This is a genomic window from Streptomyces sp. NPDC054834, from assembly GCF_053611185.1.
The window spans coordinates 1-22,926 of record NZ_JBSGZV010000028.1 but is presented as its reverse complement, the minus strand read 5'-3'; the positions used below and the strand labels follow the sequence as shown (position 1 = coordinate 22,926).

General features: G+C 69.7%; 23 protein-coding genes. 12 read left to right on the top strand and 11 right to left on the bottom strand.

All coding sequences use genetic code 11. The features are described from left to right. Positions 1 to 12: 12 nt before the first annotated feature. The 6 genes from ACWGJM_RS30910 to ACWGJM_RS30885 all read right to left on the bottom strand — a co-directional run bounded on the left by ACWGJM_RS30910 (position 13) and on the right by ACWGJM_RS30885 (position 4,489). Complete coding sequence (locus ACWGJM_RS30910; RefSeq protein ID WP_453415031.1) at positions 13 to 750, bottom strand: TerD family protein; 738 nt, start codon at positions 748 to 750, stop codon at positions 13 to 15. Between the two features lie 89 nt (positions 751 to 839). Next, positions 840 to 1,979, bottom strand: a complete 1,140-nt coding sequence (locus tag ACWGJM_RS30905; protein ID WP_453415030.1) for a DUF475 domain-containing protein — start codon at positions 1,977 to 1,979, stop codon at positions 840 to 842. Positions 1,980 to 2,102: 123 nt separating this feature from the next. Then, positions 2,103 to 2,678, bottom strand: a complete 576-nt coding sequence (locus ACWGJM_RS30900) for a TerD family protein (protein ID WP_453415029.1) — start codon at positions 2,676 to 2,678, stop codon at positions 2,103 to 2,105. Between the two features lie 100 nt (positions 2,679 to 2,778). Continuing rightward, entirely contained in the window at positions 2,779 to 3,354 is a 576-nt protein-coding gene (locus ACWGJM_RS30895; protein ID WP_132851078.1) for a calcium homeostasis/redox stress adaptation protein, read from the bottom strand. A 114-nt stretch (positions 3,355 to 3,468) separates the two neighbouring features. Beyond that, positions 3,469 to 3,927, bottom strand: coding sequence for a peroxiredoxin (locus tag ACWGJM_RS30890; RefSeq protein WP_453415028.1), 459 nt, complete (start codon positions 3,925 to 3,927; stop codon positions 3,469 to 3,471). A 124-nt stretch (positions 3,928 to 4,051) separates the two neighbouring features. Then, entirely contained in the window at positions 4,052 to 4,489 is a 438-nt protein-coding gene (locus ACWGJM_RS30885; RefSeq protein ID WP_453415027.1) for a DUF3052 domain-containing protein, read from the bottom strand. Between the two features lie 450 nt (positions 4,490 to 4,939). Here ACWGJM_RS30885 and aceE point away from each other — a divergent pair, with 450 nt between their 5' ends. Then, on the top strand, positions 4,940 to 7,687 hold the full coding sequence (aceE, locus tag ACWGJM_RS30880) for a pyruvate dehydrogenase (acetyl-transferring), homodimeric type (protein WP_453415026.1): 2,748 nt from the start codon (positions 4,940 to 4,942) through the stop codon (positions 7,685 to 7,687). Positions 7,688 to 7,764: 77 nt separating this feature from the next. After that, positions 7,765 to 8,517 carry a potassium channel family protein gene (locus tag ACWGJM_RS30875; RefSeq protein ID WP_453415025.1) on the top strand — a complete coding sequence of 251 codons (753 nt, stop codon included), beginning with the start codon at positions 7,765 to 7,767 and terminating at the stop codon, positions 8,515 to 8,517. Between the two features lie 195 nt (positions 8,518 to 8,712). Here the strand turns inward: ACWGJM_RS30875 and ACWGJM_RS30870 are convergent, their stop codons facing one another. Both ACWGJM_RS30870 and ACWGJM_RS30865 read right to left on the bottom strand, forming a co-directional pair. After that, positions 8,713 to 9,021 carry a small hydrophobic protein gene (locus tag ACWGJM_RS30870; protein ID WP_453415024.1) on the bottom strand — a complete coding sequence of 103 codons (309 nt, stop codon included), beginning with the start codon at positions 9,019 to 9,021 and terminating at the stop codon, positions 8,713 to 8,715. Positions 9,022 to 9,248: 227 nt separating this feature from the next. Continuing rightward, the gene (locus tag ACWGJM_RS30865) at positions 9,249 to 10,865 is read right to left on the bottom strand and encodes an MFS transporter (RefSeq protein ID WP_453415023.1); all 1,617 of its coding nucleotides are present in this window, start codon (positions 10,863 to 10,865) and stop codon (positions 9,249 to 9,251) included. 63 nt (positions 10,866 to 10,928) lie between these two features. Here ACWGJM_RS30865 and ACWGJM_RS30860 point away from each other — a divergent pair, with 63 nt between their 5' ends. The 3 genes from ACWGJM_RS30860 to ACWGJM_RS30850 all read left to right on the top strand — a co-directional run bounded on the left by ACWGJM_RS30860 (position 10,929) and on the right by ACWGJM_RS30850 (position 13,780). Continuing rightward, complete coding sequence (locus ACWGJM_RS30860; protein WP_453415022.1) at positions 10,929 to 11,561, top strand: TetR/AcrR family transcriptional regulator; 633 nt, start codon at positions 10,929 to 10,931, stop codon at positions 11,559 to 11,561. An 82-nt stretch (positions 11,562 to 11,643) separates the two neighbouring features. Further along, on the top strand, positions 11,644 to 12,861 hold the full coding sequence (locus tag ACWGJM_RS30855) for an alpha/beta hydrolase (protein ID WP_453415021.1): 1,218 nt from the start codon (positions 11,644 to 11,646) through the stop codon (positions 12,859 to 12,861). 67 nt (positions 12,862 to 12,928) lie between these two features. Beyond that, the gene (locus tag ACWGJM_RS30850; RefSeq protein WP_453415020.1) at positions 12,929 to 13,780 is read left to right on the top strand and encodes a DUF4429 domain-containing protein; all 852 of its coding nucleotides are present in this window, start codon (positions 12,929 to 12,931) and stop codon (positions 13,778 to 13,780) included. Positions 13,781 to 13,901: 121 nt separating this feature from the next. Here ACWGJM_RS30850 and ACWGJM_RS30845 read toward each other — a convergent pair whose 3' ends face one another. Both ACWGJM_RS30845 and ACWGJM_RS30840 read right to left on the bottom strand, forming a co-directional pair. Further along, the gene (locus ACWGJM_RS30845; RefSeq protein ID WP_453415019.1) at positions 13,902 to 14,918 is read right to left on the bottom strand and encodes an aldo/keto reductase; all 1,017 of its coding nucleotides are present in this window, start codon (positions 14,916 to 14,918) and stop codon (positions 13,902 to 13,904) included. Then, a complete protein-coding gene (locus ACWGJM_RS30840) occupies positions 14,915 to 15,403 on the bottom strand; it encodes a MerR family transcriptional regulator (protein ID WP_453415018.1) in 489 nt (162 codons plus the stop codon). The genes ACWGJM_RS30845 and ACWGJM_RS30840 overlap by 4 nt, the downstream gene beginning before the upstream one ends. A 98-nt stretch (positions 15,404 to 15,501) precedes the next feature. Between ACWGJM_RS30840 and ACWGJM_RS30835 the strand changes: the two genes are divergently transcribed. Next, entirely contained in the window at positions 15,502 to 15,984 is a 483-nt protein-coding gene (locus ACWGJM_RS30835) for a GNAT family N-acetyltransferase (RefSeq protein ID WP_453415017.1), read from the top strand. Positions 15,985 to 16,002: 18 nt separating this feature from the next. Then, positions 16,003 to 16,833 carry a serine hydrolase domain-containing protein gene (locus ACWGJM_RS30830; RefSeq protein WP_453415016.1) on the top strand — a complete coding sequence of 277 codons (831 nt, stop codon included), beginning with the start codon at positions 16,003 to 16,005 and terminating at the stop codon, positions 16,831 to 16,833. Positions 16,834 to 17,122: 289 nt separating this feature from the next. Here the strand turns inward: ACWGJM_RS30830 and ACWGJM_RS30825 are convergent, their stop codons facing one another. Next, positions 17,123 to 17,776 (bottom strand): pirin family protein, encoded by a 654-nt coding sequence (locus ACWGJM_RS30825; RefSeq protein WP_453415123.1) that lies wholly within the window; start codon positions 17,774 to 17,776, stop codon positions 17,123 to 17,125. A gap of 62 nt (positions 17,777 to 17,838) precedes the next feature. Here ACWGJM_RS30825 and fasR point away from each other — a divergent pair, with 62 nt between their 5' ends. The 5 genes from fasR to fabF all read left to right on the top strand — a co-directional run bounded on the left by fasR (position 17,839) and on the right by fabF (position 22,805). Then, on the top strand, positions 17,839 to 19,044 hold the full coding sequence (fasR, locus tag ACWGJM_RS30820) for a fatty acid biosynthesis transcriptional regulator FasR (RefSeq protein WP_453415015.1): 1,206 nt from the start codon (positions 17,839 to 17,841) through the stop codon (positions 19,042 to 19,044). 89 nt (positions 19,045 to 19,133) lie between these two features. After that, positions 19,134 to 20,072, top strand: coding sequence for an ACP S-malonyltransferase (locus ACWGJM_RS30815; protein ID WP_453415014.1), 939 nt, complete (start codon positions 19,134 to 19,136; stop codon positions 20,070 to 20,072). Between the two features lie 9 nt (positions 20,073 to 20,081). Next, positions 20,082 to 21,083, top strand: a complete 1,002-nt coding sequence (locus ACWGJM_RS30810) for a ketoacyl-ACP synthase III (RefSeq protein WP_390735834.1) — start codon at positions 20,082 to 20,084, stop codon at positions 21,081 to 21,083. A 103-nt stretch (positions 21,084 to 21,186) separates the two neighbouring features. Continuing rightward, positions 21,187 to 21,435 carry an acyl carrier protein gene (locus ACWGJM_RS30805; RefSeq protein ID WP_015660680.1) on the top strand — a complete coding sequence of 83 codons (249 nt, stop codon included), beginning with the start codon at positions 21,187 to 21,189 and terminating at the stop codon, positions 21,433 to 21,435. A gap of 83 nt (positions 21,436 to 21,518) precedes the next feature. Further along, entirely contained in the window at positions 21,519 to 22,805 is a 1,287-nt protein-coding gene (gene fabF / locus ACWGJM_RS30800) for a beta-ketoacyl-ACP synthase II (protein WP_453415013.1), read from the top strand. Positions 22,806 to 22,926: the final 121 nt, after the last annotated feature.

The window sequence follows — 22,926 nt, the reverse complement described above, 5'->3', positions numbered from 1 at the left end:
ACCCGCGGGCGGTCACTTCTCCGCCTTGGTCTTGTAGCCGCGCCCCCACTGGAGCCCCCACCCGTACAGCCGGTCGAGCTCCGCCTGGAACCCGTACACGAACTTCACCTCGCGGCGGACGACCAGCTCGCCCTTGACGTTCTCGATCATCACCACGGCGCAGGAGCGGGCCTGCTGGTGGCGCTCGTCCAGGCCTATCTCGATGCGGGGGCCGTTGCTCGGGTACAGGGTGACGATCGCGTGCGTGCGGTCGAACGCCGGCGTCTGGTCGTAGATGTAGACGAAGACCAGCAGGCGCCTGATGTTCTCCCGGTGGTCGAGGTTGACGTAGATCGTCTCGCCGGACGCGGAGCCGAACCGGTCGTCGCCGCTGAGCTTGACGTACGGCGGCCCGTTGACGTCGCCGAGGTAGCCGCCGAGGGGCTGCACCACGCCCTTGCTGCCGTCCATGAGCTCGTACAGGCAGCCCAGGTCGAGGTCGACGTTGACCATGCTCTGCCCGTGCCCGAGGATCTCCGGCGGCTTGAGCGCCTGGAAGGGGCGCCGGAACAGGCCCCCGCGCGGGCCGTCACCGAAGTCGGACGTCCGCATCCGCCAGGTCAGGTTGACGCGCAGGTGCCCGGTGGCCGCGCCCTGCTTGGTGAGCGACACCTGGTGGTGCCGCTTGGTGAGCTCGATGGCGTTGCTCGCGGCGCTGCCCGAGTCGAAATCGTTCGCACGCGCGCCCAGCAGCCCGTCGAAGAAGCCCATTCCCGCCCCCAGCTCCTCAGATCACAAGCGAAGGGGGCGGCCGCCGTCGACGGCCGCCCCGCTCAGAGCGTTCCTCACCCGGCGGGCTGTCACACCCCGGACGAGACCTCGGCCTTCGCGTCCGCCTCGCCCTCCGCGGCCGCCAGTGCGCGGTTGCGGCGGACGGAGGACCAGAAGGACCAGGCGATCAGGACGACGCCGACGAGACCCGTGATGACCTCGTTGATCTCGTACTGGATGGTGACCATGAGGATCACGGCCAGCGCGCCGATCGCGTAGTGGGCGCCGTGCTCCAAGTAGACGTAGTCGTCCAGGGTGCCCTGGCGGACCAGGTAGACGGTGAGCGACCGGACGTACATCGCGCCGATACCCAGGCCCAGCGCCATCAGGACGATGTCGTTGGTGATGGCGAACGCGCCGATCACGCCGTCGAAGGAGAAGGACGCGTCGAGGACCTCGAGGTAGAGGAACATGAAGAACGCGGCCTGGCCGGCCAGCACGACCGCGGACCGCTTCTTGCCGGTGCGGACGGCTTCTTCCTCCTCCTCGTGCTCGCGCTCCTCGTCCTCCTCCAGCTTGTCCTCGAAGTAGCCGGAGAGACCACCGACGATCATGTACGTGATCAGACCCGCGATGCCGGCGATCAGCACCGTCTGCGCCTTGTCGACGTGCGCGCCGCCGTGCTGGTGGGCGTGGGTGGCGAAGGTGAAGGAGGTGATCAGCAGGACGATCAGCGCGATGCAGACCGACAGCATGTCGACCTTGCCGAGCTTGGCCAGGGGGCGCTCGATCCAGCGCAGCCACTGGATGTCCCGGTCCTCGAAGATGAAGTCGAGGAAGATCATCAGCAGGAACATACCGCCGAAGGCCGCGATCGCCGGGTGCGCGTCGGTGACCAGCTGCTGGTAGTGGTCCTTGTTGTTCAGCGCGAGGTCGACCGCGTCGATCGGGCCGATCTTGGCGGTGATGGCGACGATCACGACCGGGAAGACCAGTCGCATACCGAAGACCGCGATGAGCACGCCGACCGTGAGGAAGATCTTCTGCCAGAAGGCGTTCATCTTCTTCAGGATCCCGGCGTTGACCACCGCGTTGTCGAAGGACAGCGAGATCTCCAGGACGGCGAGGATGGCCACGATGCCGAAGGCTTCCCACCCCCCGTAGAAGATCGCCGCGACCAGGCCGATCGCGGTCACCGCGAACGACCAGCCGAAGGTTTTGAGAAGCACTGCTTACCCCATCGTGTCGGTACGAGTCCGCCCCGGGCCGTACTCGGCTTTACTCACTGTTGACCCCGAAGTCTAGAGTGTGGCCCTCAAGCCCGGCCAGGAGGGGCGTTCCGGTCCTGGCCCCTACGAGACGTTGACCCCGAAGTCCAGGGCGATACCCCGCAGTCCCGAGGCGTAGCCCTGGCCCACCGCGCGGAATTTCCATTCGCCGCCGTAGCGGTAGAGCTCGCCGAAGATCATGGCGGTCTCGGTGGAGGCGTCCTCACTGAGGTCGTAGCGGGCCAGTTCCTGGCCGTCGGCCTGGTTGACGACCCGGATGAAGGCGTTGGAGACCTGGCCGAAGGTCTGGCCGCGCTCGTCCGCCAGGTGGATGGAGACGGGGAAGACGATCTTGTCGCAGCCGGCCGGCACCTTCTGGAGGTCGACCAGGATCGACTCGTCGTCGCCCTCGCCCTCACCGGTGAGGTTGTCGCCGGTGTGCTCGACCGAGCCGTCCGGGCTCGTGAGCTGGTTGTAGAAGACGAACCACTCGTCGCCGAGCACCCTTCCGCTGGTGCACAGCAGCGCGCTGGCGTCCAGGTCGAAGGGGGCGCCGGTGGTGGAGCGGGCGTCCCAGCCGAGTCCGATCATGACGTTGGTGAGGTTCGGTGCGGCCTTGGAGAGGGAGACATTGCCTCCCTTGGCGAGCGTGACGCCCATGTTGCTGGTCCTCCCCGGGGGTACTTCTCTTCTTCGGTTGTCCTGCGCGTCCGGCGCCGACCGTAAACGGTGCGGCGCCGGAGAGAGCGAGCGGGGTACCTCAGACGTTGACGCCGAAGTCCTGGGCGATCCCGCGCAGGCCCGAGGCGTAGCCCTGGCCGATGGCGCGGAACTTCCACTCCGCGCCGTGCCGGTACAGCTCACCGAAGACCATCGCCGTCTCGGTGGAGGCGTCCTCGCTCAGGTCGTACCGGGCGATCTCCTGTTCGCCGGCCTGGTTCACGACGCGGATGAACGCGTTGCGGACCTGGCCGAAGGACTGCTGGCGGTTCTCTGCGTCGTAGATCGAGACCGGGAAGACGATCTTCTCGATGTCGGCCGGGACGCCGGCCAGATTGACCTTGATCTGCTCGTCGTCACCCTCGCCCTCACCGGTGATGTTGTCACCGGTGTGCTCGACCGAGCCGTCCGGGCTCTTGAGGTTGTTGAAGAAAACGAAGTGCTGGTCGCTCGCGACCTTGCCCGAGTTGTTCAGCAGCAGCGCGCTGGCGTCGAGGTCGAAGTCGGTGCCGGTCGTGGTACGTACGTCCCACCCCAGACCGACGATGACGGCGGTCAGGCCCGGGGCCTCCTTCGTCAGCGATACGTTGCCGCCCTTGCTGAGGCTGACTCCCACGGGTCCTCCATGTGGTGTCCAGGGGCGGGGAGCCCCGTCGTGCGTCGGATACCGGATCAACGATTCGATCCTAGTGACGGGTTCCCGCACCCCGCAGTCCCTGGAGGTGAAGAATCACAGGGTGTCGAGCGCCTTGACGTACTCATTCAGGTCACGGGCGTCCGGAAGCGCGTTGACGACGGTCCAGCGGACCACGCCCTCCTTGTCGATGACGAAGGTGCCGCGCACGGCGCAGCCCTTGTCCTCGGCGAAGACGCCGTAGGCGCGAGAGACCTCGCCGTGCGGCCAGAAGTCGCTCAGCAGCGGGTACTCGAGGCCCTCCTGCTCGGCGAAGACGCGCAGGGTGTGGATGGAGTCGTTGGAGACGGCGAGCACCTGGGTGTCGCGGTCGTCGAACTGCGGCAGGTTGTCGCGCACCTCGCACAGTTCGCCGGTGCACACGCCGGTGAAGGCGAAGGGGTAGAAGAGCAGCACCACGTTCTTCCGGCCGTGGAAGTCGGACAGGTTCACGGTCCTGCCGTGGTTGTCCTTCAGTTCGAAGCCGGGGGCCTTGTCGCCGATCTGGATCGCCATGCGTCCTGCTTCCCTTCGGTGGGGCTGTTCGGGTGGGAACACCCTACGCAGCGCCCACCCCGGGACGGCGGACGGGCCGAGCACGGCTCGGCCCGTCCGCTGTCCGGTGTCGGGGACGAGGGGACTACCTCTTGGACTTCGCGGCCTTCGGCGTCGCCAGGCGCGAGCCGCTCCAGTCCTTGCCGACGCTGACGCTCTTGGACGCCGTCAGCCCCGCGGTGGCCGCGGCTTCCGAGATGTCGCTCGGCTCCACGTACCCCGAACGGCCGGTCTTCGGCGTGAGGAGCAGGATGGCGCCGCCTTCCTCGATGTACGTGGTGGCATCCACCAGCGCATCCGTCAGGTCGCCGTCATCGTCGCGGAACCAGAGCACGACGGCGTCGGCCACGTCGTCGTAGTCCTCGTCCATCAGCTCGCCGCTGATGACTTCCTCGATGGACTCGCGGAGCTCCTGGTCGACGTCGTCGTCGTAGCCGATCTCCTGGACCACCTGCTCGGGCTGGAACCCCAGCCTGACGGCAGGGCTCGTCCGCTCCTCCGCGTGGTCCGCGGTCGCGCTCACGGGTTGCCTCCTGATCATGTCTTGGTGAATATCTCAGCCACGCGCGTGCGCGAAGCATTGGCCGTAGTCCACACGGGCGGGGCGGATCGCGCAAGTACCCGGCCGTCCGGACCGTCGAAACGGTGACGATCCGGGCCGTGTCGCCGCAACTTACGGCACCGTATCGCGAGCCCGGCCGACGTACACCACACCCTTGTGCCCGGTTTGCGAGGTTTGAAATCATTCAAAATCATCCAGGGATACGACCCTCGAACAAGTTTGCCAGCCCCATCACTCGTCGGGCGTATCGTTGCGTTTTGGCCGGGCCTGCCCGAGCGCCACTCGAGAGGGACCGTACGGACGCCTCGGTTACCTCACGGTAGAGATGACGTACGCCTTCCCGAGGTACACGATGGGGAACGGTGTAGGCACGAGCAACAAAAAGTGGCCCTCTGACAGGTAAGGAACAGCGTGGCTTCCGGATCCGATCGCAACCCGATCATCATTGGCGGCCTTCCGAGTCAGGTTCCTGACTTCGATCCCGAAGAGACCCAGGAGTGGCTCGACTCCCTGGACGCCGCCGTCGACGAGCGAGGCCGGGAACGGGCCCGGTTCCTCATGCTGCGCCTGATCGAGAGGGCCCGCGAGAAGCGCGTGGCCGTGCCCGAGATGCGCAGCACGGACTACGTCAACACCATCCCCACAAAGAGCGAGCCGTTCTTCCCCGGCAACGAGGAGATCGAGCGCAAGATCCTCAACGCGACCCGCTGGAACGCGGCCGTGATGGTATCGCGCGCGCAGCGCCCCGGCATCGGCGTAGGCGGCCACATCGCCACCTTCGCCTCCTCCGCCTCCCTGTACGACGTGGGCTTCAACCACTTCTTCCGCGGCAAGGACGAGGGCGACGGCGGCGACCAGGTCTTCTTCCAGGGCCACGCCTCCCCGGGCATCTACGCACGCGCGTACCTGCTCGACCGGCTCTCCGAGCAGCAGCTGGACGGCTTCCGCCAGGAGAAGTCAAAGTACCCCGACGGCCTGTCCAGCTACCCGCACCCGCGCTCCATGCCGGACTTCTGGGAGTTCCCCACGGTCTCCATGGGCCTCGGCCCCCTCGGCGCGATCTACCAGGCGCGGATGAACCGCTACATGGAGGCGCGCGGCATCGCGGACACCTCCAAGTCGCACGTGTGGGCGTTCCTCGGCGACGGTGAGATGGACGAGCCGGAGTCGCTCGGCCAGCTGAGCATCGCCGCCCGCGAGGGCCTGGACAACCTGACCTTCGTCGTCAACTGCAACCTCCAGCGCCTCGACGGCCCGGTGCGCGGCAACGGCAAGATCATCCAGGAGCTGGAGTCGGTCTTCCGGGGTGCCGGCTGGAACGTGATCAAGCTGATCTGGGACCGCTCCTGGGACCCGCTGCTCGCGCAGGACCGGGACGGCGTGCTGGTCAACAGGATGAACACGACGCCGGACGGCCAGTTCCAGACGTACGCCACCGAGACCGGGGCGTACATCCGCGAGCACTTCTTCGGCGACGACCACCGGCTGCGCGCCATGGTCGAGAACATGACCGACCACCAGATCCTGATGCTCGGCCGCGGCGGTCACGACCACCGGAAGATCTACGCGGCGTTCAAGGCGGCCAACGAGCACAAGGGCCAGCCGACGGTCATCCTGGCCAAGACGGTCAAGGGCTGGACGCTGGGCCCGAACTTCGAGGGCCGCAACGCCACGCACCAGATGAAGAAGCTGACGGTCGACGACCTCAAGCGCTTCCGCGACCGGCTGCACCTGCCGATCTCCGACAAGGAGCTGGAGTCCGGCGCGCCGCCGTACTACCACCCGGGCCGGAACTCGGAGGAGCTCCAGTACATGCACGACCAGCGCAAGAAGTGCGGCGGGTACGTCCCGACGCGCGTCGTGCGCTCCAAGCCGCTCGCGCTGCCGGACGACAAGACGTACGCGACGGTGAAGAAGGGCTCAGGCCAGCAGTCCATCGCGACGACCATGGCCTTCGTCCGGCTCCTGAAGGACCTCATGCGGGACAAGGAGATCGGCAGGCGGTTCGTGCTGATCGCGCCGGACGAGTACCGCACGTTCGGCATGGACTCCTTCTTCCCGAGCGCGAAGATCTACAACCCGCTGGGCCAGCAGTACGAGTCGGTCGACCGCGAGCTGCTGCTCGCGTACAAGGAGTCGCCGACCGGGCAGATGCTGCACGACGGCATCTCGGAGGCGGGCTGCACGGCCTCGCTGATCGCGGCCGGCTCGGCGTACGCCACGCACGGCGAGCCGCTGATCCCGGTGTACGTCTTCTACTCGATGTTCGGCTTCCAGCGCACCGGCGACCAGTTCTGGCAGATGGCCGACCAGCTCGCGCGCGGTTTCGTCCTGGGCGCGACCGCCGGCCGTACGACCCTGACCGGTGAGGGCCTCCAGCACGCGGACGGCCACTCGCAGCTGCTGGCCTCGACGAACCCGGCCTGTGTCGCCTACGACCCGGCGTACTCGTACGAGATCGCCCACATCGTCCAGGACGGCCTGCGCCGCATGTACGGCGGCGACGCGGAGCACCCGTACGGCGAGGACGTCTTCTACTACCTCACCGTCTACAACGAGCCCATCCAGCACCCCGCCGAACCGGCGGACGTGGACGTCGAGGGCATCCTCAGGGGCATCCACAGGATCGGCGCCGCCACCTCGGGCTCGATCCCGGCCCAGATCATGGCGTCGGGCGTGGCGGTCCCGTGGGCGCTGGAGGCCCAGCGGATCCTCGCCGCGGACTGGAACGTCAAGGCCGACGTGTGGTCGGCGACCTCCTGGAACGAGCTGCGCCGCGAGGCCGTGGCGGTGGAGGAGCACAACCTGCTGCACCCGGAGGAGGAGCAGCGGGTGCCGTACGTGACGCGGAAGCTGGCCGGCTCCGAGGGTCCGTTCGTGGCGGTGTCCGACTGGATGCGCTCGGTCCCGGACCAGATCGCGCGGTGGGTGCCGGGCACGTACCAGTCGCTGGGCGCGGACGGCTTCGGCTTCGCCGACACCCGGGGCGCGGCCCGGCGGTTCTTCCACATCGACGCGCAGTCGATCGTGGTGGCGGTGCTGACCGAGCTGGCGCGCGAGGGCAAGGTCGACCGGTCCGTGCTCAAGCAGGCCATCGACCGGTACCAGCTGCTCGACGTGTCGGCGGCGGACCCGGGCGCGGCCGGGGGCGACGCGTAGTCGCTGCGCGGCCTGAGCGGATCAGGGCGGTGGAGTTCGAGTCTCCACCGCCCTTACCCTTTCTTTACGATGCGGGCATGGAGCAACAATCGGCGCAAGCACGTTGGGAACGGCGCACCCAACGGCCCCTGTTGGCGCTTGCGGTGGCCTTCGCCGTCGCTTATGCCGTGCCGATCGTGGACAGTTCGGCGAACCGGTCCCTGACGGTCCTGTGCACGGCCACGGAGTGGGTGGTGTGGGCGGCGTTCGCCACCGACTACCTGATACGGCTGGCGCTCGCCCCGCGGCGCGGGGAGTTCGTACGGACGCACTGGCTGGACCTGTGCGCGGTGGTGCTGCCCATGCTGCAACCCTTGCGGCTGCTGCGGATGGTGTCGACGCTGCTGCTGGTGGGGCGGCGGGCGCGGATGGCCTCGCAGATCCGGCTGACGACGTATGTCGCCGGAGCGGTGGTGGGGTTGCTGATGTTCGGCTCGCTCGCGGTGCTGTCCGTGGAGCGGGAGTCACCGCAGGGGAACATCCGGACGCTGGGTGACGCGGTGTGGTGGTCCTTCACCACGATGACGACCGTGGGGTACGGGGATCACGCGCCGACGACCGGGCTCGGGCGCATGATCGCGGTCGGGCTGATGCTGTCGGGGATCGCGCTGCTCGGTGTCGTCACCGCGAACATCGCCGCGTGGTTCATCGGGCAGTTCGCCAAGGACGACCTCGAGGAACGTCGGCAGACGGAGGCCATCGAGTCTCTGACGGAGGAGGTCCGCCTGCTGCGGGCCGAAGTCGCGGCGCTGACCGCGCGGGAGCGGGTCGTCGAGGAACAGCCGCGTTAGCCGGGCCGAACGGGGTCCGTGTCAGCCGAACCGAACGGGCCCCGTGTCACCAGGACCGAACGGGGCCCGCGCCAGCCGGACCGAACAGGGACCGCCTCAACCGGGCCGAACAGGGACCGCGTCAGCCGGACCGAACAGGATCCGCGTCAGCCGGGGCGAACGGGGTCCGGGGGCGGGGCCCCCGGAGACCGCCGCTCAGAAGAACCCGTTGCCCATCGTCGCCGACCCCGCCAGCCAGATGATGGCCAGCAGGGTGTCGATGGCGCCCAGGACCAGGGCCACCAGAGCGGGGATGTTGCGGTCGGACGACCATGTGCGGCCCATCGCCAGCCAGCCGCAGACGACTGCCACCGGGCCGAGGATGATGCCCAGGGTGAAGAAGCCGGCGACCGCGCATATGGTCCCGATAATTCCGAGCGTTGCGCGATCCGGCCCGCTCCGCTGCCACGTCCGGCCGCGTGAACGGGGGTACCTGCGCGTTCCGTGCCCGAATCCCGCCATCATCAACTCCCTGGTCGCTCATGGACTGTTCGGGTTCGATGCTCGGGTACCCCTGTTCCGCGTCCCCAGACCTGCGCGCTGCCCCCCTCCGGCAGCGCGCCACGGTCCGACTGTCCTCCCATGCCCTGCGGAGGACTTGACCCACTGTGACCTGCGGCGCGTGCCGGGGGCGAGGAATCTTTAGCGGAGTCACCCTGATAGGGGAACTTCGCCCGGAAGCGACGGCAGACCTAGATGTGGCCCACGCCCGCGCCCGCCTCCGCGTTCTCGCCGCGCTTGGTGAGCAGGGCGACCAGGACGGCCACCGCGGCCACACCCGCCGCGACCAGGGACGCCAGGCTCATGCCGGAGATGAAGGTGTCGTGCGCGACGGCGGTGATCTTCTCGACCAGCGGCTGCGGCGTGCCCTTGGCCACCGGCGCCACACCGACCTGGACCGCCTCGGAGGCCTGGTCCAGCTGGGCGGGGGTGAGCTCGGGCAGCCCCGCGCCGGTCCAGTTGCCCGGCAGGTCGCTGTCGACCTTGGAGGCCATCACGGCGCCCAGCACGGCCGTACCGAGGCTGCCGCCGATCTGCATCGCGGCCTGCTGGAGACCACCGGCAACACCGGAGAGCTCCATCGGGGCGTTGCCGACGATGACCTCCGTGGCGCCGACCATGACGGGCGCGAGGCCGAGGCCCAGCAGGGCGAACCAGAGGGACATGACGGCGCTGCCGGTGTCCGTCTCCAGCGTGGACATGCCGTACATGGCGATCGTGGTGGCCGCCATGCCGCCCGCGAGCGGGATGCGCGGGCCCAGCTTGGTGATCATGGCGCCGGCGAGCGGGGAGCCGACGATCATCATCCCGGTGAGCGGGAGCAGATGGAGACCGGCGTCGATCGGGCTCATCCCGTGCACGTTCTGGAGGTAGAACGTGACGAAGAACAGGCCACCCATGAACGCGATGGCCATCAGGACCATCAGGACCACGCCCGCCGACAGCGGCACCGAGCGGAACAGGCCCAGCGGGATCAGCGGCTCCTTCACCTTCGTCTCCCAGAAGGAGAACACGGCGAAGAGCACCGCGGACGCGGCGATGAAGCCCCATGTCTTGCCGTCGCCCCAGCCCCAGGTGGGGGCCTTGATGAGCGCCCACACCAGGCAGAACATCGCGCCGGAGAGCAGGGCGATGCCGAGGATGTCGAAGGAGCGGGGCGCGTTCTCGGCGCGGTGGTCCTTCAGGATCACCAGACCGAGGGTGAGGGCGAGGAGACCGACCGGCACGTTGATGAAGAACACCGACTGCCAGTTGACGTGCTCGACCAGGACACCGCCGAGGATCGGGCCGCCCGCGGTGGAGGCGCCGATGACCATGCCCCAGATGCCGATCGCCATGTTGAGCTTGTCGGCCGGGAAGGTGGCCCGCAGCAGGCCGAGGGCGGCCGGCATCAGCAGCGCGCCGAACAGGCCCTGGAAGACACGGAAGGTGACGACCGCGGCGATGCTGCTGGACAGGCCGATGGCGCCCGAGGCGGCGGCGAAGCCGACGACGCCGATCAGGAAGGTCTGCCGGTGGCCGAACCGGTCGCCGAGCTTGCCCGCGGTGATCAAGGACACCGCGAGGGCGAGGAAGTAACCGTTGGTGATCCACTGGACCTGCGCGAAGGTGGCGCCGAGGTCCTTTTGGATGGCCGGGTTGGCGATCGCCACGATGGTGCCGTCGAGGGCCACCATCATGACACCCACGGCCACGGTGATCAGGGTGAACCATGGGTGACCGCGCAGCCCGCCGGCCGGGGTCGGGTCCGACGGGGCTGCCGGTGCCTTGTCCCCCGGCCCCGTCGAGTCGATGGTCTGACTAGTCATACGCGTGAGGCTAGTGTCAGCCGCTGACAATTGACAAAACATTTCAGTTACGGAGAGAAGCACATGAGTGAAGCGGGGTTGCGCGAGCGTAAGAAGCGGCGCACCCGGGACGCGCTGCTGCGCGCCGCGCTCGAACTGTTCCTCACCCAGGGGTACGAGCACACGACCGTCGACGAGATCGCCGAGGCCGTCGACGTCTCGCAGCGCACCTTCTTCCGCTACTTCGCCGGCAAGGAGGACGCGGCCTTCTTCGTCACCCGGCTCGCGGAGTCGCACTACGTCCGGGCCGTACGCGAACGCCCGCCGCACGAGGCCCCGCTGGAGGCGCTGCGACAGGCCGTCATGGCGAGCTGGGACACCATCGGGGAGGCCATCGAGCAGGTCGTCCCGGTCGAACTCCACCTGCGCGCCTACAAGATGATCGAGGCCACACCCGCTCTGCTCGCCGCTCATCTGCGGCGCCAGGAGGAAGTGGAGGAGGAGATCGCGAGGATCATCGCCGAACGCGAGGGCCTCGACGTGGGCGCCGACCCGCGCCCGCGCCTCCTGGTGGCCCTGTTCGGTGGAGTGATGCGAGTCACTCAACGGACCTGGTCAGTGGGCGAGGAGTGCAGTGTCGAGGCGATCCGCGAGCTCACCGCCGCCTACCTGGACCAGGTGGGGCCCGCGCTGACCGGAAACTGGCGGTCCGTCTGAGTTCCCCGTCACACCTACCGAAACGTGATCCCTGTCACTCGGTTACCGCGAGACCCTCCCGTTCTCTTAGTGTGTCCTCCCAGTGACTTCCTTCGAAACCTCCCCGCAACTCAACGTCTGGCGCGCGCTGCTCGCTCTGGCCGTCGTGTTCGTGATGCTCGCGACCACCGGCTGGACCGCCCTGCGCGGGCACCGGGAGACGACCCCCCTACAGACCTCGCTCTCCGCCTGGGAGCACGGCCGCATCGGCGGGCACCGGCTGCCGGACCCGGACGAGAGTCCCACCCGGCTCGCCCGCTTCTTCACCTCGCTCACCGAGCGGCAGCGCGCCGGCCTCGCCCACAGCTACCCGCTCGCGGTCGGCAACATGAACGGCGCCCCCGTCGAGCTGCGCTACCGGGCCAACCGCATCGCGCTGAAGAAGCAGCGCAAGGTGGAGAAGAAGCGCATGCACGACAGCCGGCTCTCCCCGGCCGGGCAGGAGCAGGCGGGCCGCCGCATGCACCGCTTCGAGTCACTCATGAGCAAGGGCCGGCAGATCCTCGCCTTCGACCCCGACGGCTCGGGCCGGATCGCCGAGGTGTTCGGCGACCTCGACGAGGCCGAGCGGATCTCCGTCGTCGTCCCCGGCGTCGACACCGACCTGCTCACCTTCCAGCGGACGAACCGCAAGTACACCGCGCCGGTCGGCATGGCCGAGGCCCTGTACGCGGCCGAGCGCACCGCGAGCCCCACGACCCGTACGGCCGTGATCGCCTGGGCCGACTACACCGCGCCCAGCGGGCTCGGCGTGGACGCGGCCACGGCGATGCGCGCCGAGGACGGCGCCGTACGCCTGAACGCGCTGCTGCGCGCGCTGCCCGGCAGCGCACCCGTCACCACGTTCTGCCACAGCTACGGCTCCGTACTGTGCGGCGTGGCCGCGCACCAGATGCCGCGCCGGGTGGCCGACATAGCCGTGGCCGCCAGCCCCGGCATGCACGCCTCACAGGCCTCGCACCTCGGCACCGGAGCGCGGGTGTGGGCCATGCGGGACGCCTCCGACTGGATCCAGGACGTGCCGTACCTCGAGCTCGGCGGGCTCGGCCACGGCGCCGACCCGGTCTCCACGGCGTTCGGCGCGCGGGTGCTGTCGGCCCAGGACGCCGAGGGGCACGCCGGTTATTTCGAGCCGGGCACGGACAGCCTGCGCAACTTCGCCGACATCGGGGTCGGCGCGTACGACTCGGTGCGGTGCGCCCACAGCGATGACGGGTGCCGGGACGGTTTGTCCGGTACGACGACAGCCGGACGCGCGTAGAGACAGCAGGAAGTGCGGTCCGCGCGGGGAGGGACGTGAGGAGCCGGTGCCGCTTACGATGAGCCGCATGGGTGACGTACTGGCCGGATTTCATGCCGTCTGGGAGTTCGAGTCCGACTCCGTGCTCATCCGCTACGAACGGGGGATTCGAACACCGAAGCTGTTCCAGGCGTTGGGCGAACGACGTATCCCCCTGGCCGCGCTCGAAGACGTGGCGCTCGCCCCCGGCCGGCGCGGGACCGTCGTACTGCGGGCCGTGCCCCGCGCCGGCGCCGATCCGCTGATCGAGGCGGCGGCCGGACAGCTGAAGGACGCCTACGACCCGTACCGGCTGGTGGTGCCCGCCGAGCGGGAGACACTCGCGGAGTACTACGCCGACGAACTGCGGGGGCTGCTGACCGAGTCAGGGCCGGCGGACCGGCACCTGGTGGCGGCGCCCTCGGGACCGCTCCAGTTCAAGGCGTACGACGGCAAGGCGTTCTTCGACGGGACCTCGGTACGGTTCCGGTGGTTCCGGACGGGCGCCTCCACGGCCAAGTGGAAGGCCGGCGACCAGAGCTTCCCGGTCGCCGACCTGGGCGGCGTCGAGTGGCGCTCCCCCGAGGTCCTCGAGGGCCATCTCCGCCTCGTGCCCCGCCACTCGGCGAACGAGCGGCCCACGCCGGCGGACCAGGATCCGGCGGCGGTGGTGTTCGGGCTCGGGTACGGGCCGGTGCACGAGTCGCTGCCGTTCGCTGCCGCTGTGTTGGCGGCGGTGCGGGACCGACGACCGGCGGCCGCTGTCCCGGCCGCGGCGGCGCGCCGCGACCCCGCTGACATCGCGGAGCGGATCCGGCATCTCGGGGAGTTGCATCAGGCGGGGCTGGTGACGGACGAGGAGTTCTCCTTCAAGAAGGCGGAGCTCCTCGCGGAGCTTTAGCCGGTGCGACTGTTCGTCCGCCGGGTGCGGTGTTGCGTCGACCGCGGGTCGTTGGGGGGCGTTCGCGCCCACGCGGCGGAGCCGCAGATCGATACAGCCCCGCGCCCCTTCGGGGCGCTGGTCACTCCCGGCCTGCCGATGCGAAGGACATGTCCGCGTAGCGGTCTCCCGCCACCTTTGTCGCTATCGGTTCCAGGAGGGACAGTTCCTCGTCGGTCAGCTTGATGGTCACAGCCTTCGCGTTCTCCTCCACCCGGTGCCGCTTGGTCGTGCCCGGGATCGGGATCACCGGCAGGTTGTGGACGGTGGTCCGCTGGTGGGTCCAGGCGAGGGCGACCTGGGCGAGGGAGGCGCCGTGGGCGGCGGCGATGTCGCGGATCGACTCCAGGAGGGCCGCGTTGGCCGCCGCGTTCTCGCCGGTGAAGCGGGGCTGATGGCGGCGGAAGTCACCGGCCGTCAGGTCCTTCTCGGCGTTGGCGAAGGAGCCCGTGAGGAAGCCCCGGCCCAGCGGGGAGTACGGCACCAGGGCCACGCCCAGTTCGGCGGCCGCCGGTACCACGTTCGCCTCGATGTCGCGGCTGAACAGCGACCACTCCGACTGGACGGCGGCGATCGGATGCACGCCCTGGGCCGCGCGCAGCTCGTCGGCGGTGACCTCGCTCAGGCCGAGGTGCTTGACCTTGCCCTCGCGCACCAGCTCGGCCATCGTGCCGACGGTCTCCTCGATGGGGACGTTCACATCGCGGCGGTGCATGTAGTAGAGGTCGACGACGTCGACGTCCAGCCGCTTCAGGCTCGCCTCGACGGCCTGGCGGATGTACGGCGGGTCGTTGCGCACGACCCGCCGGCTCGGATCGTCCGGCGGGATCGACAGGGCGAACTTGGTGGCGATGACGAGCTCATCGCGGTGCGCCTTGACGAACGGGGCGAGGAACCGCTCGTTCTCCCCGGAGCCGTACATGTCCGCGGTGTCGTAGAGCGTCACGCCCAGCTCCAGCGCGCGCTCCAGGGCGGCCCTCGCCTCCCCCGCGTCCGCCGGGCCGTACGCGGCGCTCATGCCCATGCAGCCGAGGCCCTGGACGCTCACCTCCGGGCCGGTCTCGCCGAGCCGTACCGTCGGGATCCTGCTGTCGGTCATCGATTGCTCCCCGTGGCGTGGACGCGTCCCGCGTCCGCGTAGAAACTGATCTTCCGGTCGAGTACGGACAGCGTGTCCCCCAGTTCGGCGATCCGGGCCAGCACGTCCCGCCGGGTCGCCTCCAGCAGCTCCTGCCGCTCCTCGAACGTGTTGTCGCCCTCGCGCACCAGCTCGGCGTACCGGACCATGTCGGCGACCGGCATGCCGGTCAGCCGCAGCTTGGTCACGAAGTCCAGCCAGTCCAGGTCGCGGTTGCAGTAGCGGCGCTGGCCGGTGTGCGAGCGGTCGATGTGGGACATCAGGCCGATCCGCTCGTACCAGCGCAGGGTGTGGGCGGTGAGGCCGGTGAAGGCCACGACCTCGCTGATCGTGTATCTGTCCTGGCCGTCGGGACGCGGGTGCCGTCGTGGTGGGGCGGAGCAGATGTCGGCGGGGTTGTTCGCTTCTCGCTCGGTGGCCGCTGGCGTGGTCTGCATCACCGTCATGGCCCCCACGCTATGACCTTGGAGTGCACTCCAAGCAAGCAGAAACCGGTAAGAAATCCGGAGGACGGGCCGGGGGCGCGGTCGTTAGCGTGCGGGCCATGAGTCTCGTACGCCGTGCCACGCAGGAGGACGCCGCCGAAGTACTGCGGCTGCGCCAGGTCATGATCGACTCCGTCTTCGCGACGGGGCCGGGGGACGGCGGTGCCGCCGACTGGCACGGGGAGTCCCTGCCGACCCTGCGGGCCCGACTCGCCGAACCCGACGGGGACTTCGCGGCCTTCGTGGTCGACCACCCCGACCGGCCGGGAGCGCTGGCCGCGCTGGTGGTGGGGACGCTGGAGTACCGGATCGGGCGGGCCGGCAACCCGCACGGGCGGGTCGGGCACGTCTTCAGCGTCGCCACCGATCCCGACGCGCGGCGGCGGGGGTACGCGCGCGCGTGCATGGAGGAGCTGCTCGACTGGTTCCGCGAGCGGGGTGCCCGGCAGGTCGACCTGAACGCGTCCGCCGAGGCCGAGCCGCTGTACGCGGCGCTGGGCTTCGTGCGCAAGCCGGACCCGTCGATGCGGCTGGCGCTCTGATCCGCATAGGCTCGGGACATGGCGTTGAACAGCTTGGCCGGCTTGGCGTTGATCGAGAACTGGCCCGTGCCGACCGCAGCGGCGGGTGTCGTACGGGCCGACGGCACGGTCCTGGGGACCCATGGGCCCGCCGGGCGGCGCTTTGCGCTGGCCTCGGTCACCAAGCCGCTGGCGGCGTACGCGGTGCTCGTCGCGTACGAGGAGGGGGCGATCGAGCTCGACGAACCGGCGGGGCCGCCCGGCTCGACGGTCCGTCATCTGCTCGCGCACACTTCGGGGCTGGCCTTCGACGAGCACCGGGTGACGGCGGCGGCCGGGGAGCGGCGGCTGTACTCCAACGCCGGGTTCGAGCAGCTGGGGGATCACGTCGCCAAGGCGACGGACATTCCCTTCGCGGAGTATCTGCGGCAGGCGGTGCTGGCCCCGTTGGGAATGACGCAGACCTCGCTGGACGGCTCCCCCGCGAAGGACGGGGTGTCGACCGTGGACGACCTGCTGCGGTTCGCGGCGGAGGTGCAGGCGCCGCGGCTGCTGGATCCGCGGACGGTGGCCGAGGCGATGACTGTGCAGTATCCCGGTACGAAGGGCGTGCTGCCGGGGTACGGGCATCAGAACCCCAACGACTGGGGGCTGGGGTTCGAGATCCGCGACGCCAAGTCGCCGCACTGGACGGGTTCTTCCTCGTCGCCTCGCACGTTCGGCCACTTCGGTCAGTCCGGTACGTTCCTGTGGATCGACCCGGTGGCGGGGGTGGCGACGGTCGCCCTGACCGACCGCGCGTTCGGCCCCTGGGCGGTCGAGGCGTGGCCCGTGTTCACGGACGCGGTGCTGGCGGAGTTGCGGGGCTGAGGCGGGCTCGGCCCGGGGGGAGGTTTCTCGCCCCCACCGCCCCTGCCCATTCCCATCCCCAGGGGCTCCGCCCCTTCGACCCCGCCAGGGGGCTCCGCCCCCTGGACCCCCATCGGCCTGAACGGCCTCGTCCTCAAACGCCGGACGGGCTGTAAGGGGGACCTCGCCTCCCAGTCGGCCCCGACGGGAGAGGGGAGCCGTGCCTCTCAGCCCACTCGCACGGGTGGTGGGTGGGCATAGGCCCGGGGGTCTGGGAGCGGAGCCCCCAGTGGCCTGATGTGCATTGGGCTTATGCGGTCATCTCCCACACCAGGAGTTCCGCCGTACTCGTCGCCACCGCCTCAAGGCCCTCGGCCATGGTGATCCGTGCCGAGTCCCCGGGGGACAGTTTCTCCCCCGCCAGTTCGATCTCGCCCCGGACCACGTGCGCATACACGTACGCCGCGTCCGGGAGCGCCGTCCGCTCGCCCGGGGTCAGGCGGCGTACGTGGAGCATCGCCCCGGCCGAGGGGACGGCGTACGGGGTGGAGTCGGCGATGCCGTGGACGATCTCGTAGGACGGGGTGCCGCCGGGGGCGGCGGGGGCCAGCCACATCTGGATGAAGGTGAGGGGAACGGCGGCGGCGTTGCGTTCGACGTGGCGGACGCCCGACGCCGAGCTCAGGCGCTGGACGTCGCCGGGGCGGACGACCGTCTCGCGGCCGGTGGAGTCACGGTGGGTCAGTTCGCCCTCGACGACCCAGGTGACGATCTCCGTGTGGCTGTGCGGGTGCTCGTCGAAGCCGGCGCCGGGGGCGAGCCGCTCCTCGTTGCAGGCGATGACCGCGCCGAAGCGGAGATTGTCGGGGTCGTAGTGCGGGCCGAAGGAGAAGGCGTGGCGGGAGTCGATCCCGGCCACCGGGTCTCCTCCGTGGTAGCGCTCCGTGGCGCGCCTTACGTCGATCACGGGCACCACGGTAGACCCGGCGGCGCACCCGCCCGTCCCGATAAGGCAGTCTTGTCCACGTGCCCGAACCAGAAACCGGCAAGACCGAACACGCAGCGCCCGACGTCCACTCGCACCAAGCGACCCTGAGGCGGCTGGAGAAGTCCTCCGGGAGTCTCGCCGCGCAGGCCATCGCGCGGATGGACGAGACCCTGCCGTGGTACCGGGCGATGCCTCCGGAGAACCGTTCCTGGATCGGGCTGGTCGCCCAGGCGGGTATCGCCGCGTTCACCGAGTGGTTCCGGCACCCGGACGCGCCTCAGGCGATCTCCACGGACGTGTTCGGGACGGCGCCCCGCGAGCTGACCCGGGCGATCACGCTGCGGCAGACCGTGGAGATGGTGCGGACCACCATCGAGGTCATGGAGTCCGCGATCGACGAGGTCGCGGCGCCCGGCGACGAGTCGGTGCTGAGGGAGGCGCTGCTCGTCTACGCGCGGGAGATCGCCTTCGCCACCGCCCAGGTGTACGCCCAGGCTGCCGAGGCACGCGGTGCCTGGGACGCGCGGCTGGAGTCGCTGGTCGTGAACGCGGTGCTCAGCGGGGAGGCCGACGAGGGGGCTGTCAGCAGGGCCGCGGCGCTGGGGTGGAACTCGCCCGAGCATGTGTGCGTGGTGCTGGGCACCGCCCCCGACGGGGACAGCGAGCTGACCGTGGAGGCCATCCGGCGGGCCGCGCGCCACGCCAAGCTCCAGGTGCTGACGGGGGTGCTCGGGGACCGGCTGGTCGTCATCGCGGGCGGCAGCGACAATCCTCTGGCCGTCGCCCGGTCGCTCATCGGGCCGTTCGCCGCGGGGCCGGTCGTCGCGGGCCCGGTGGTGCCCGACCTGCTGGCCGCGACCCGGTCCGCGCAGGCCGCGGCGGCCGGACTGAAGGCCTGTTCGGCGTGGCAGGACGCGCCGCGGCCGGTGTTGGCGGACGATCTGCTTCCGGAGCGCGCCATCGCCGGTGATCCCGGGGCGCGCGAGCAGCTGGTGGAGGAGATCTACAGACCACTGGAGGAAGCCGGGTCGGCGCTTCTGGAAACCCTGAGCGTCTATCTGGAGCAGGCGAGCAGTCTGGAAGGAGCGGCGCGCATGCTTTTCGTCCACCCCAACACCGTGCGCTACCGGCTCCGACGTGTGACTGACGTCACCGGCTGGTCGCCCTCCGATGTACGATCCGCGTTCACGCTGCGGATCGCGCTGATCCTGGGGCGTCTGGCCGATGGGGATGCCCAACCCTAGGCTTTTGTCGGGGGCCTACAAAACCCCCTCCTGTTCTTCGTCCCTGTCCTCACGGGCGGCCGTGGCCGTCCCCAAGAGAGAGTGTGAGAGTGCTCGTACTCGTCGCTCCCGGCCAGGGCGCCCAGACGCCCGGCTTCCTGACTCCCTGGCTCGAACTGCCCGGCGCCGCCGACCGCGTCGCCGCCTGGTCGGACGCCATCGGCCTGGACCTCGCCCACTACGGCACCCAGGCCGACGCGGACGCCATCCGCGACACCGCGGTGGCCCAGCCGCTGCTGGTCGCGGCCGGGCTCCTGTCCGCCGCGGCACTCGGTGTCGCGGCACCTGCCGCTGCCGCGGCGGGGCTGCCGGGCGCGGTCGCCGGCCACAGCGTCGGCGAGATCACCGCGGCCGCCTTCGCGGGCGTACTGGACGACACCGCCGCGCTGGGCCTCGTACGCAGGCGCGGCCTGGCCATGGCGGAGGCCGCGGCGATCACCGAGACCGGTATGTCGGCGCTGCTCGGAGGCGACCCGGAGGTGTCCGTCGCGCACCTGGAGAAGCTCGGCCTGACCCCGGCGAACATCAACGGCGCGGGCCAGATCGTCGCCGCGGGCACGCTGGAGCAGCTGGCCGCGCTGAACGAGGACAAGCCCGAGGGCGTCCGCAAGGTCGTCCCGCTGAAGGTCGCCGGCGCCTTCCACACGCACCACATGGCCCCCGCGGTCGAGACCCTCGCCAAGGCCGCCGCGGCCCTGGCGCCGGCCGACCCGAAGGTCACGTACGTCTCCAACAAGGACGGGCGGACCGTCGCCTCCGGCCCCGAGGTGCTCGAGCGGCTGGTGGGTCAGGTCGCCAACCCGGTCCGCTGGGACCTGTGCATGGAGACCTTCAAGGAACTCGGTGTCACCGCGCTGATCGAGGTGTGCCCCGGCGGCACCCTGACCGGCCTGGCCAAGCGCGCTCTGCCCGGCGTGCCGACGCTCGCCCTGAAGACCCCCGACGACCTCGACGCGGCCCGCGCGCTCATCGCCGAGCACGGTGCCTAAGGAGCCTTGATGGCGAAGATCAAGCCCAGCAAGGGCGCCCCGTATGCGCGCATCCTCGGTGTGGGCGGCTACCGCCCGACCCGGGTGGTGCCCAACGAGGTGATCCTCGAGACGATCGACTCGTCCGACGAGTGGATCCGCTCGCGCTCCGGCATCGAGACCCGGCACTGGGCGAACGACGAGGAGACCGTCGCCGCCATGTCGGTCGAGGCGTCCGGCAAGGCCATCGCCGACGCCGGTATCTCCGCCGAGCAGATCGGCGGCGTGATCGTCTCGACCGTGTCGCACTTCAAGCAGACCCCGGCCGTCGCGACCGAGATCGCCGACAAGCTCGGTACGAACAAGGCCGCGGCCTTCGACATCTCGGCGGGCTGCGCGGGCTTCGGCTACGGCCTCACGCTCGCCAAGGGCATGATCGTCGAGGGCTCGGCGGAGTACGTACTCGTCATCGGTGTCGAGCGGCTGTCCGACCTGACCGACCTGGAGGACCGGGCGACGGCCTTCCTGTTCGGTGACGGCGCGGGCGCGGTCGTCGTGGGCCCGTCGAAGGAGCCCGCGATCGGCCCGACCGTCTGGGGCTCGGAGGGCGACAAGTCCGAGACCATCAAGCAGACCGTGCCCTGGACGGACTACCGGGCCGGCGCGGTGGAGAAGTTCCCCGCGATCACGCAGGAAGGCCAGGCGGTGTTCCGCTGGGCCGTGTTCGAGATGGCGAAGGTCGCCCAGCAGGCGCTGGACGCGGCCGGGATCAGCCCGGACGAACTGGACGTCTTCATTCCGCACCAGGCCAACGAGCGGATCATCGACTCGATGGTGAAGACGCTGAAGCTGCCGGAACACGTCACGGTCGCCCGCGACGTGCGCACCACCGGCAACACCTCGGCCGCCTCGATTCCGCTCGCGATGGAGCGGCTCCTGGCGACCGGCGAGGCGAAGAGCGGCGACACCGCACTCGTCATCGGATTCGGGGCGGGTCTCGTCTACGCCGCGACGGTCGTTACCCTCCCCTAGGCACTCCGTGCCGGATCATGCATCCGGTGCGGTCTGCACCTGCCTGCCGCTCACGCGGCGGGACGCCACACACCGTCTGGATATCTAAGAAGGAGCGCCTGACATGGCCGCCACTCAGGAAGAGATCGTCGCCGGTCTCGCCGACATCGTGAACGAGATCGCCGGCATCCCGGTTGAGGACGTCCAGCTGGACAAGTCCTTCACCGACGACCTGGACGTCGACTCGCTGTCCATGGTCGAGGTCGTCGTCGCCGCCGAAGAGCGCTTCGACGTCAAGATCCCGGACGAGGACGTCAAGAACCTCAAGACCGTGGGCGACGCGACCGATTACATCCTCAAGCACCAGGCCTGAGCCTTCTAGGCCCTCAGGCTGCTAGGCCCCGCCACCCGGCGGTGGCGCCGTTGAATCCCCATTCCGTTGGAGAAAGAATTCCCGTGAGCCCGACCAATCGCACCGTGGTCGTCACCGGTATCGGCGCAACCACACCGCTGGGTGGCGACGTAGCCTCGTTCTGGGAGGCCCTGATCGCCGGCCAGTCCGGCGTCAGCCTCCTGGAGCAGGAGTGGGCGGCCGAACTGCCGGTCAAGATCGCCGCGCAGATCGCCGTCGAACCGGGCGAGATCATCCCCCGCCCGCAGGCCCGCAAGCTGGACCGGTCCGCGCAGTTCGCGCTGATCGCCGCTCAGGAGGCCTGGAAGGACGCCGGTTTCACCGCCAAGGCCGGTGCTGTGACACCAGACGCTTCCGCGTCGGGCACGTCCGTGAACCCCGACCGGCTGGGTGCGGTCATCGCCTCCGGCATCGGCGGTGTGACCACCCTGCTCGACCAGTACGACGTTCTGCGGGAGAAGGGCGTACGCCGTGTCTCCCCGCACACCGTGCCGATGCTGATGCCCAACTCCCCGGCGGCCAACGTCGGCATCGAGCTGGGCGCCCGCGCCGGTGTGCACACCCCGGTCTCGGCCTGCGCCTCGGGCGCGGAGGCCATCGGCTACGCCATCGAGATGATCCGCACGGGCCGCGCCGACGTCGTCGTCGCCGGTGGCACGGAAGCGGCCATCCACCCGCTGCCGATCGTCGCGTTCGGCAACATGATGGCGATGTCCAAGAACAACGACGACCCGCAGGGCGCCTCGCGTCCCTACGACTCCGGCCGCGACGGCTTCGTCATGGGTGAGGGCGCCGGCGTGATCGTCCTGGAGTCCGAGGAGCACGCGAAGGCCCGCGGCGCCCGGATCTACGTAGAGGCCGTCGGCCAGGGCATCTCGTCCGACAGCCACCACATCACGCAGCCCGAGCCGTCCGGCAACGGCATCGCGCACGCGCTGCAGAACCTGCTGGACAACACCGACCTCAAGCCGGCCGAGGTCGTGCACGTGAACGCGCACGCCACGTCGACGCCGCAGGGTGACGTCGCCGAGGTCAAGGCGCTGCGGAAGGTGTTCGGCGACGACGTCGACCACATGGCGATCTCCGCGACCAAGTCGATGACGGGTCACCTGCTCGGTGGCGCCGGCGGCATCGAGACGGTCGCGTCGATCCTCGCCCTGACCAAGCGGGTGGCTCCGCCGACGATCAACCTCGACGAACTCGACCCCGAGGTCAACGCGGACGTCGTGCGCGGTGAGGCCCGTCAGCTGCCCGAGGGCCGCATCGCCGCGCTGAACGACTCGTTCGGCTTCGGCGGCCACAACGTGGTGCTGGCCTTCCGGACGATCTGAACTCGGCCGGGGCTGTACTGAACGGCGTTGGCCCGGACTCCCTCTCGGAGGCCGGGCCCACCCCGCTTGGTGGTTTGTTGTACCCCCCCAGCGGGGCAGGGGGGGGGGGGGGCGGCCCCCC

Bases quoted from the DNA above. Each gene is read 5' to 3' on its own strand.
- ACWGJM_RS30910 (WP_453415031.1), bottom strand. From the start codon at position 750: ATGGGCTTCTTCGACGGGCTGCTGGGCGCGCGTGCGAACGATTTCGAC.
- ACWGJM_RS30900 (WP_453415029.1), bottom strand. From the start codon at position 2,678: ATGGGCGTCACGCTCGCCAAGGGAGGCAATGTCTCCCTCTCCAAGGCC.
- ACWGJM_RS30890 (WP_453415028.1), bottom strand. From the start codon at position 3,927: ATGGCGATCCAGATCGGCGACAAGGCCCCCGGCTTCGAACTGAAGGAC.
- ACWGJM_RS30875 (WP_453415025.1), top strand. From the start codon at position 7,765: ATGGAGCAACAATCGGCGCAAGCACGTTGGGAACGGCGCACCCAACGG.
- ACWGJM_RS30870 (WP_453415024.1), bottom strand. From the start codon at position 9,021: ATGATGGCGGGATTCGGGCACGGAACGCGCAGGTACCCCCGTTCACGC.
- ACWGJM_RS30865 (WP_453415023.1), bottom strand. From the start codon at position 10,865: ATGACTAGTCAGACCATCGACTCGACGGGGCCGGGGGACAAGGCACCG.
- ACWGJM_RS30860 (WP_453415022.1), top strand. From the start codon at position 10,929: ATGAGTGAAGCGGGGTTGCGCGAGCGTAAGAAGCGGCGCACCCGGGAC.
- ACWGJM_RS30850 (WP_453415020.1), top strand. From the start codon at position 12,929: ATGGGTGACGTACTGGCCGGATTTCATGCCGTCTGGGAGTTCGAGTCC.
- ACWGJM_RS30845 (WP_453415019.1), bottom strand. From the start codon at position 14,918: ATGACCGACAGCAGGATCCCGACGGTACGGCTCGGCGAGACCGGCCCG.
- ACWGJM_RS30840 (WP_453415018.1), bottom strand. From the start codon at position 15,403: ATGACGGTGATGCAGACCACGCCAGCGGCCACCGAGCGAGAAGCGAAC.
- ACWGJM_RS30835 (WP_453415017.1), top strand. From the start codon at position 15,502: ATGAGTCTCGTACGCCGTGCCACGCAGGAGGACGCCGCCGAAGTACTG.
- ACWGJM_RS30830 (WP_453415016.1), top strand. From the start codon at position 16,003: ATGGCGTTGAACAGCTTGGCCGGCTTGGCGTTGATCGAGAACTGGCCC.
- ACWGJM_RS30810 (WP_390735834.1), top strand. From the start codon at position 20,082: ATGGCGAAGATCAAGCCCAGCAAGGGCGCCCCGTATGCGCGCATCCTC.
- ACWGJM_RS30805 (WP_015660680.1), top strand. From the start codon at position 21,187: ATGGCCGCCACTCAGGAAGAGATCGTCGCCGGTCTCGCCGACATCGTG.